Below are 9,958 nucleotides of genomic sequence, written 5' to 3'. Positions count from 1 at the left end.
AAAAAAACGCTGAGCAAAGGCTCAGCGTTTCATTAACATTATTCAGTTTCAGTTACTGTCTTGCGAGGCGGTCTTTTGCCCCAGTATTGATAATAATCCGTACGGATGAAGCCGTTAAACAGCTTGCGTTTCTTCGTTGCCGGCTTTCCGTAGAATTGCTCGAAGTTCTCATCAGAGGTCATCATATAAACAGACCATGTGTCATACGGTCTGAGGACCTCGCCCATTTCCTTATACATGCGTTCAACAGACGGACGGTCGCTTAATCGCTCACCGTACGGCGGGTTACCGATAATGACGCCATATTCCTTTGTTGTCGTGAAGTCCTTTACCTGCATTTGCTTGAACTCAATAAGGTCAGCAAAGCCGGCCTCGAGGGCGTTGTCCTTCGCAATTTGAACCATACGGTGGTCAATGTCATAGCCGGAGATATCAAGCGGCTGGTCATAGTTCGCTAGTTCATCCGCTTCATCACGGACCTTATCCCATATGCTTGAATCGATCATCGGCCATGTTTCAGACACGAATTCACGGTTAAATCCAGGTGCGATATTCTGGCCAATCATGGCCGCTTCAATTGCGATGGTACCTGAGCCGCAGAATGGATCAACAAGCGGGCGATCTGGTGTCCAGTTCGTGAGCTTTACTAGTGCTGCAGCTAAGGTCTCTTTCAGAGGCGCCTCCCCTTGTCCGGTCCGGTAGCCCCTCTTATGAAGTGCCTGCGGTCCAGTCGTATCAATCGTAAGAGTAGCACGGTCTTTTAATAGTCCAACCTCAATTCGGTACAATGGCCCATTTTCATCAAGCCAGCCGTCCTTTTTATACGCTTTTTTCATGCGTTCAACAATCGCTTTCTTTACGATAGCCTGGCAATCTGATACGCTGAATAATTTGGACTTAACCGATTTCCCAAGGACAGGGAATTCAGCTGTTTCATCTAAATAATTCTCCCATGGGAGCTTCTTTGTTTTCTCAAATAGCTCATCGAATGTGTACGCCTTGAACTCGCCAACAAGGATCTTCACCCTGTCAGCTGTCCGGAGCCACATATTCGCTCTCGCAATGGCGGTTTCATCCCCTTCAAAGAGGACCCGTCCATTTTCTACTGTGCATTCATATCCTAAGTCGCGCACTTCCTGCGCAACTAACGCTTCAAGCCCCATAGCGGCCGTCGCGATTAATGTCATTTTCATAATTTCACCCTATTCATTTACTATCCGTTTGCGCCTTTAATGATACAACTCCCCCCCGCCTATTGCAAACCTTATCGAGGAAAAAAGAAATCGATTTTTTAGAAGCTTGGCTTCATCCACAGCTTGGAGAAATCAGCATGCCCGAAATATCTGGTCTCTACATCCATGAGGTCATCCGTAAACAGAAAGCTTCTCTTAGAATAATAAAGAGGAACAGCTCGTGATGTTTCTATCAAAAAGCGTTCCATCTCGATATGCAGCGGCATCCACTCCGATACAGCTGTCATTGCATACCGTTTTAGCCACGCTTCCATATCAACACAGTCATCAAGAACGGATTGAAGAGGAGAGGTGCCGCCAAACAGGAACTGAAAGAAGGAGAACTTCTGGTCCATCTCAAACACCTCTCCATGGAAAAAGATATCGCAGCCATAGTCATTGATGCCATTATCGAGTGTGTCTGCAAACGGTACCTGTACCAATTCAACAGGACATCCAGCTCTCACAAGAATTTCTCTAAAGCGTTCGGCAGTCTGCCTGCTATATTCACTCATTTGAATCACCAGCGGTTTACGAAGGACTGGACAGTTTATTTCTCCCAGCTCATATGGCTGACTGATTCCTGCAAGAAACCCTTGTTCATTCGGAATCAATCTTGCATCAATCTCTCGAAGCTGCTGCCTGAGCTTTGTCACTTGAAAATGAAGAAAGTCTCTCACATCATCCCGGGCAATGTCCGAATCCCGATAACTATTCATGATAATCAGCCCAAATCCAAAATCGCTATCTACTTTATACGTCTCATAATTCTCCGATTGCGCGGACGACCGGTAGAGATTCTCAAAATCCCTCGGCACCTGTACATATTCAATTTCATCTAAAAAGGCACGTTCCTTATAATATTCCTGAAACGCATGTAGCAACGTCTTTGTGTCATCATTTCTGACAATAGAGAAGCTGCCTGTTCCGTATAGACTCCCTCCAGCTTCTTTATAAATGCTCGCGGCCATGATTCCAAGGAGATGAAGAGCGTAGTGGCATGGATAGCGAAATTCAAGGTCTATCACATAGGGACTTCTTGCCTTGATTGCTGAGACAGGCGCCCACATCCTTTCATAAAATGGATGCTGACTCATCTTCCTAAGACAGTCACATACATCCTCCGCTGACATGGGGGAACCGTCATGGAACTTTACACCTTTCCGCAGATAGAGACGCAGCCTGGCATCATTCAGCTCCCAGCTATGCGCCAGAGCAGGATGTACGCTGCTGTGTTCATCAACTGATACAAGCCGATCATAGACATTAGCAACCAGATTGGCACTATGGACATCCCGCGCTTTTAGCGGATGGGTCGTTATGAAGGGTCTCTTTCTCGGGATAATCAAACGGTCTTCTCCATCCTTCTCATAGCCGAGCCGGCTTTGAAAGTCACTCACAAGCCGAAGCTTACAATCTCTCGACCAATCCAATAAAAGGTGACGGGCACATTCCTCTATCTTACCGTCCTTCATCACCTCATGTACCCGTTTCTCATAAACCGCTTCCACATCCTTAAGCCATGTAATCTCAGAGTACCTCCCGCGACCTGTTCCTCCTTTATAGTGCAGCCATCCTTCCTCATGCCATTTGTGTAAATAGCGTGTGGTTTGTTTCGTACTTAAGGAAAGCAAATCAGCCAGCTCACTGATTTTGACCTTCCCTGTGCGGGTATGCTGCCAAAGCGTAAGTAGTTTCGGTTCCACACACATCCCCCCCTCTCATGAAACTGGACATTATTTCTAAAATTGTCTATTTTCTAAACAATTCGTCTAGTTTAATATAAGGCGTACGAAGGGAGGAATACAAGATGAATTTCAAAACATTGCCGCAAAACATTAAGGTTCGGTTGATTACATCCTTCTTTAACCGGGCCGCATCAAGTGCCGTCATGCCTTTTATGGCCCTTTATTTCGCTCAGGAGCTCAATAAGATTTGGGCAGGACTCTTCTTGATTTTCACCGTGATGATTACCTTTGCGGCTAATTTGATGGGCGGCTATATTTCTGACCGATTTAAACGGAAAAAGGTGCTGCTTATCACTTCATCCTTAAGCACTCTTATGTTCCTCGGCATGACAGTCAGTCTTATGCCTAAGGATGATTGGGTCATTCTCTTCGCTGCTGCCTATATTGGATTCTTGATCACAAGCAGTCTTGGCCGTCCATGTATGCAAGCGATTATTATGGATTCTACCACCCCTGAGAACCGACGGGCCGTCTACGCCATCGATTACTGGCAAGTTAATCTTTCCATGGCTATCGGTGCCGCAATGGGCGGGCTCTTCTACTTGCATTATCAAAAGGAATTATTTATGGTCTTATCCTTCATTTCGTTCATGATTGTCATCGCTTATCATTTTTGGCTCATTGACAATCATACGCATGTTCAAAGCAAGAGCGGAAAGAATCTATTCTTGGACATCATTGATAATTATCAGGTTGCTTTAGCAGACCGACAGTATGTGAAGCTGGTCCTCGGCTTCACACTTATTCTCTCGGCAGAATTCTCACTGAACAGTTATATCGGCGTCCGGCTTGCTGAAAACTTTAATCCTGTGAACATCTTCGGGTTTACGGCACAGGGGGTCCACATGCTCAGCATGTTAAACATCCTTAATATGGTTTCCGTCGTTCTCTTGACCTTCTTTGTGACAAAGATGGCGAGCCGGTTTTCGAATAAATCTGTCTTAATTACTGGTCTGATTATTTATGGTACCGGTTATGCAGTGATCACAGCTGCTGATACCTGGTATGTCCTCTTGCTATTCGGTTTTGTGGCTACCATTGGTGAACTATTGTATTCGCCTGTCTATACGACCGAGCAAGCGAATATGATTCCTGCAGACAAGCGTGGCTCTTATTCCGCCTTTGCCGGAGCAGCTTATAATGGTGCTGAACTCATGGCACGGTTCTCTATCATACTTGGAGCCTATCTAATTCCAAGCATGATGTCCGTCTATGTGGGATTGATTGTTACAGCCGGCACACTTCTCCTCTACCTCGCCTTGTACAGCAAAAAGGCTTTCGTTAAAGAGACAGGAGCTGTAAAGACAAATTATTAAATCAACATAAAAGAAGCCGCCGACTTTCATTACGAAAGTCGGCGGCTTCTTTATTCTTTCATAAGCCCTTAGGCTCTTCAATGTTCATTCATTATGCTTCCTAGATAACGTCCTGTAAGCCATGTTCTGTTCCTTCGTACTGCAATCGATTGGAAGAATCTCGTACTCCGGCGGCAATCATCTATCTTCAGATATAATCTGCCCTTTCCCATCGTTCATTTCCTTAGGAAAGGCGCCCCTACCAAATTTGGGTTTCTCGCTCGCGGGGTTTACCTCGTTCCACCCTTCCTGTTTCCAGAAAGGCTCCGTCACTGTGGCACTTTTATAGGTACCGGCACCATATCACAAAGACTTAGGTGCTTTCCCGGCCGTCAGCCTGAAACAGGCTGCCCTAGCTTATTGGGCTAGGCACGAACACTACAGGCATCTCAGCCTGTGCGAGCATGGACTTTCCTCTACAATTTGCATTGCAGCGATTACCCAGACGTTATCGCATAAAAGTTATTATAGCTTCAAAAACCACACATTGCAACCAAAATTGCATTGGAAGTTATTACTCGTACAGTTTGCTTCCAAAAACATGCTTTTCCAGATTGGATAGGCGTTTTAAAATATCAAAATTGGTTGTACCCGCAGGTGTTTGCTGCACCGGTTGAACAGTCTTTTTAGGCTGATCCTCCAATTGCTTCTTCAGTTTCATGTTTTCTTGCAAAAGAAGCTCATATTCCTGGTGCATGACTTCGTAATCCTTGATGATCAAATCGAGATACTGATCTACCTCTTCTTGCTTGTAGCCTCTGACCCCTGTCTTGAATTCTTTCTCCAGGATATCTTTTGCTGTCAACTTGGTTTTATCTGAGAGCATTTTCTTCACCTCAAATTCCTACGACTAATACTTTTATTTTTTCAAAAAAAGTGCTGTTTGTCAATTTACCTTTTAATAATCTTGCCATTGCTCTTCTTCAATCAAGCTTTCAAGGTCCCAAAAGGTGATTTGGAAAATCGGATAATCTTTTTTATCCTGCTTTTTTTTGGCCTCCATCCAGCTGTATTTCGGGCTTCCATCCTTTTCCTCTTCATAGAGGATGAGCATCTGATCACTCTTGTCAACCAGGAATTGATTGCGAAGCTTCAGCTGCCAAGGCCCCTCATACGGCTTCTTAGAAATAGCCTCTACATAATCCGCCTGAAGCAATACCTCTTCATATTGTTCCTTTACGCCCTCTTTCCAATTCTCCTCCTGATTCAAAAAAGGAAGCAGCACACCAAGCTTAAGCTCAGGATATTCCTCCTGCAAATCGAACACCACATTGGCGGCCCAAAGTTCCACGCCTGGCTGCCCCGTGATTAAGACCCATTCCAAGTCTTGATCCAGCATGTCCAGCAAACGAGCTTTAATGGCTTTCTTTATGTATGGAATCCCTTGGTGTCTTTGGTCGTATATCCCAAGTTCATAGGCTTTATATCCGGTTACAAATACTACTTTACCCATTTTTTCACTTCCCGATGCTTATCCTAAATGATTTCATTAAAGAAAGGAAGAGGCATTAGCCCCTTTCCTTTTTTAGCAGCCAAACCCATGGCCGTGGTGGCCATGACCATGGTGGGATGGACCACCGTGCATTGGTCCTCCAAACATAGGACCGCCGTGCATTGACGGACCGCACCCTGGTGCTGGCGGGCATGGAGCACCGCATTGGATTTCTTGGTTAAATACAGGGTCCGCACATTGATAAGAATGCGGGTACATATGTTCATGTTGAAAGACGTGATTATTCACTTCCAATGTTTGCACAGGGTGGACATGCGGCACGATAACGGTATAACAATTTTCCTTCACGAATTGAATAGGTTCATGGCAAACAGGCGGGCAAACTTGTGTTTGATTGCAACCCGGCACCGAAATGGGACCGCAGAAATTATGATGACCATACATAGACTTATTCTCTCCTCTCATCATCCTGTTGTACTTACATTAATAAGGTATGAGGGACATGTATGCTTTGCACCGAGACATTCACCTATTTTCCTATTCGCTCTAGCATTTGAAGGCATTTACGTTCAAGGCGTTCGATTCGTTTTTGAAGTTCTCCTGCCTTCAAGGCGGCTTTTTGAATTTGATTTTTCACAACAGTATCCAGCGCTGCCTGTGCATGACTGAGGGCCGTATCATAATCTTTCACCCTATGCTCATAGTATTTGGCAAGCTCTAAATAGGACAGTGCCTTTGTCTCTGACCTATTGGACATAGCCGCTTCCTCCCACAGCTCAGCCGCCGCACGGAGGTTGCCGCTCCGCTTATGTTCATTCGCCAAATGAAATTTCACGGTCAGTACATCCTCCTCTGCCGATTCAGTGATGCCTCTTTCGAATGACTGAATGGCACGGTTTCTCTCCTTCAGCACAGAGAACCATCTTGCTAATTCAAAGGAATCCTCATGCTCGGCAAACTCCTGATTCAATAACAAGGCAGATAAATGGATATACAGCGAAATGAGGGAAAGGACATCCTGCTCATTATGCTTCATGATCTTAAAGATAGCTTCCGGGTCATGCCGATCTACGTAGTCAAAATAAATCATAGGAGCCAAATAGCCCGGTATGTCATCCTCCCGCTTAAAGCCAAGTACCTCTTCCTCAACTACAGCAAGCTTAACGCGATCAAGCTTATTCTTCCAAAGTCTGCGTGCCGCATGATAAAGGTCAAAATGACCGAACCTAGGGAGCTTAGGCAGCTGCCCTCTAAGCATCGTATGCTGGGAGACAACCTGAGGCCAATCAAATGATTTTCCGTTATAGGTGACAAGCTTTTCATATTGAACGTTATCAAAAAATGTTTTATAGAACGGAAGCTCATATCCAGGGCGCGGAAGAAAATGCTGACGCACCTTGACCATTCCATCCTCAATGAATGCATAACCAAGAAGAAAGATCGAGGTACCCGCTCCCGTGCCAAGACCGGTCGTTTCTGTATCAAAGAAAAATAGTTGATCAGCCTGAATCCCCTTAGCTGATAAGGGGTGAGACAAATCTGATTCATTCCAAATACGGACGATGTCCAAAAGCATATCAAATGTATACTTGCCATGGCGGTGAGTTAACGGGTAGCTCACCTCTCGAATAAGGCAATACTCCTCTTCCATAAATACAGCCCTTGCTCCATACTCCTGCCATTCATCATAATGAGGAATTTCAGTCTGCTTTAGAGCCGGCTCTCTGACTTCCTTCGCCTTCACATCGCCATTCCCCGTATTTAGATGAACTTTCATTCGATTGAGTTTATGTTTAATGGACATGCTTTATGTCCTCTTTTCCATAGCGGCCTGCGAAAATCGCCAGGATCTTAAGTGCATCCTGCTTCATTGTCTCGCCGCCTCCCTCTGTGCCGACGCAGCTTGGACAGCCGGAATCACAAGGACAGGCCGCTATCGCATCAATCGTCGCTTCAATGATGGCTGCGCTATGTTCAAACATATATTTACTTAGACCGATACCGCCCGGATAATGGTCATAGACAAAAATAGTCGGCAAATCATTATGAGTGGCCTTCACCTGCGGATACACATGGATATCCCCAGGGTCGCACATGACATACACCGGAATAATTCCTCTTAAAGCATGGGAGGCACCCATCAAGCCTTCTTCAAGCCGCTCCTCCTTCCAATCTGACAGACCCATATTCAAGGAAAGCATGCAGGCATTCGTATGGATTTCTTCTTCAGGAAGGTGAATAGGACCTGAACCAATATTCTCATGTGTATCAAACTTGATTTTCTTAAATATCGTCGCCATCGCCCTGACGGATACATCTCCAAATGTCACAGATGTTTGCTCACTTGTCTTACGCTCATCGATTTCTAATACATCGACCTGTACAGCCAGATTTGCATCGGTATAGTAATCAACCTTTACTTCTCGTACATATGCCTTTTTCTCTTCCCAATCCAAAAATTCCACCTGATATTGGATTCCTTGATGGAGGTAGATTGCTTCATCATGCAGGAGTGTCATGGCACTGAAACGATCGGTTTCGCCAATTACACGCGGCTTCGGGCTGGTACGGTCAATAATGACCACATTTTCCTGTGAGGCTGAACGAAGGCTAATCTCATGAGCCGGGAATGCATCATTCATCCAATGCCACATATTCTTGTTCTTATGCAGCACATGCTCCTCCGCTAAATAGTCCAGAATCTCTGTGATTTCGGCAGCACCGAATCGTTCCCCTTCCTTGAAAGGAATCTCAAAGGCAGCACATTTCAAGTGGTCAACGAGAATGACAAGATTATCCGGGTTGATTCTCGCTGTTTCCGGATTGCGATTAAAGAAATAATCAGGGTGCTGTATCACAAACTGATCAATCGGACTTGATGAGGCGACCATAATAATCAGCGCCTCCCCATGCCGTCTGCCCGCACGTCCTGCCTGCTGCCAGGCACTGGCGATGGAGCCGGGGTAACCTGTCATGATACAGACCTGAAGCTGCCCGATATCCACGCCTAGCTCAAGGGCATTCGTGCTGACAACGCCGTAAATGGTGCCTTCCCTCAATCCCTTCTCGATTTCTCTGCGCTGGGTCGGTAAATACCCGCCTCGATAACCGCTGATGGCTTTAGGACCTAGTTCCTTTGATACAAGCTCCTGAAGATAGGTCAGAAGGATTTCAACCCGAACCCGGCTTCTGGCAAACACGATGGTCTGTATCTTATTCCGAAGCAAGTCACTGGCAATCTTCCGAACCTCAAGGACAGCACTTCTTCGAATATTAAGGGGCTTATTGACAATCGGCGGGTTATAAAAGACGAAATGTTTCTTCCCTGCAGGAGCGCCATTCTTATCAACCAGCACCATCTCTGTTTCCGTCAGCGCCTCTGCTAATTCCTTCGGATTAGCAATCGTCGCTGATGTACAAATAAAGAGCGGATCGCTGCCATAGAAACGGCATATACGCTTCAGCCTTCGTATGACATTCGCCATATGGCTGCCAAAGACCCCCTTGTACGTATGCAGTTCATCAATCACCACATATTTCAGATTCTCAAATAAGGAAACCCATTTCGTGTGATGAGGCAATATTCCGGAATGGAGCATGTCTGGATTTGTGATAACAATATGCCCCGCCTTACGAATCTTCTGCCGAATGCTTGTTGGTGTATCACCGTCATACGTATAGCTGTTAATCTTCAATTCTGCTGCATCGATTAATTCCTCCAGCTCTGACTTTTGATCATAGCTCAGTGCCTTTGTCGGAAATAAATATAAGGCTCTCGTATCCGAGTTCTCAAGAATGGTTTGGATGACGGGCAGATTATAGCAAAGGGTCTTGCCGGATGCAGTCGGGGTAACGGCGACTATATTCCTTCCGGCTCGAATAGAACGGTATGCTTCGCTTTGATGGCTATATAATGAAGAAATCCCTCTTGCTTCAAGGGCTGTTCGCAATTGCTCGTGAAGATCATTTGGAAAAGGCGCATAAACTGCCTCCTTTTCATTAATCGTATGCCAGAAGCTGATCTGGTCTTTGTATTGTTCATCTGTCAGCAGGTCGTTCATGATATCCGCTAAACTTTTCTTCCTGAACACGTTCACACCTCATTTCTGTCCTCATTGTAACCGAATGAACGTTCTCTTGTGAAGAAAAAAGCCGCATCTTTTCCTTGAT

The 9,958-nt window shown here is 45.5% G+C and carries 8 protein-coding genes and 1 other RNA gene; 1 reads left to right on the top strand and 8 read right to left on the bottom strand.

The genetic code is table 11. The annotated features are described in order from the left end of the window. Window positions 1–38 precede the first annotated feature (38 nt). The gene (locus ACI35L_RS04260; protein ID WP_439802307.1) at window positions 39–1,193 is read right to left on the bottom strand and encodes a THUMP domain-containing class I SAM-dependent RNA methyltransferase; all 1,155 of its coding nucleotides are present in this window, start codon (window positions 1,191–1,193) and stop codon (window positions 39–41) included. Between the two features lie 98 nt (window positions 1,194–1,291). Then, on the bottom strand, window positions 1,292–2,938 hold the full coding sequence (locus tag ACI35L_RS04255) for an ABC transporter substrate-binding protein (RefSeq protein WP_439802306.1): 1,647 nt from the start codon (window positions 2,936–2,938) through the stop codon (window positions 1,292–1,294). Between the two features lie 104 nt (window positions 2,939–3,042). Here ACI35L_RS04255 and ACI35L_RS04250 point away from each other — a divergent pair, with 104 nt between their 5' ends. Beyond that, window positions 3,043–4,296 (top strand): MDR family MFS transporter, encoded by a 1,254-nt coding sequence (locus ACI35L_RS04250; RefSeq protein ID WP_439802305.1) that lies wholly within the window; start codon window positions 3,043–3,045, stop codon window positions 4,294–4,296. A gap of 110 nt (window positions 4,297–4,406) precedes the next feature. Here ACI35L_RS04250 and rnpB read toward each other — a convergent pair. The 6 genes from rnpB to ACI35L_RS04220 form a co-directional block, all read right to left on the bottom strand. Then, window positions 4,407–4,784: RNase P RNA component class B (rnpB, locus tag ACI35L_RS04245), an RNA gene on the bottom strand. Window positions 4,785–4,849: 65 nt separating this feature from the next. Next, window positions 4,850–5,161 (bottom strand): cell division regulator GpsB, encoded by a 312-nt coding sequence (gene gpsB, locus ACI35L_RS04240; RefSeq protein ID WP_049670604.1) that lies wholly within the window; start codon window positions 5,159–5,161, stop codon window positions 4,850–4,852. A gap of 72 nt (window positions 5,162–5,233) precedes the next feature. Further along, window positions 5,234–5,788, bottom strand: a complete 555-nt coding sequence (locus ACI35L_RS04235; RefSeq protein WP_049670603.1) for a DUF1273 domain-containing protein — start codon at window positions 5,786–5,788, stop codon at window positions 5,234–5,236. Window positions 5,789–5,860: 72 nt separating this feature from the next. Then, complete coding sequence (locus tag ACI35L_RS04230; RefSeq protein WP_197089917.1) at window positions 5,861–6,232, bottom strand: CotD family spore coat protein; 372 nt, start codon at window positions 6,230–6,232, stop codon at window positions 5,861–5,863. Window positions 6,233–6,317: 85 nt separating this feature from the next. Continuing rightward, complete coding sequence (locus ACI35L_RS04225; RefSeq protein WP_049670602.1) at window positions 6,318–7,592, bottom strand: ribonuclease H-like domain-containing protein; 1,275 nt, start codon at window positions 7,590–7,592, stop codon at window positions 6,318–6,320. Next, window positions 7,582–9,849, bottom strand: coding sequence for a DEAD/DEAH box helicase (locus ACI35L_RS04220; RefSeq protein WP_439802309.1), 2,268 nt, complete (start codon window positions 9,847–9,849; stop codon window positions 7,582–7,584). The genes ACI35L_RS04225 and ACI35L_RS04220 overlap by 11 nt, the downstream gene beginning before the upstream one ends. Between the last annotated feature and the right edge of the window lie 109 nt (window positions 9,850–9,958).

Source organism: Pradoshia sp., assembly GCF_051873915.1.
Taxonomy (GTDB): Bacteria; Bacillota; Bacilli; order Bacillales; family Pradoshiaceae; genus Pradoshia.
This window is presented reverse-complemented; position numbering and strand designations above follow the sequence as displayed.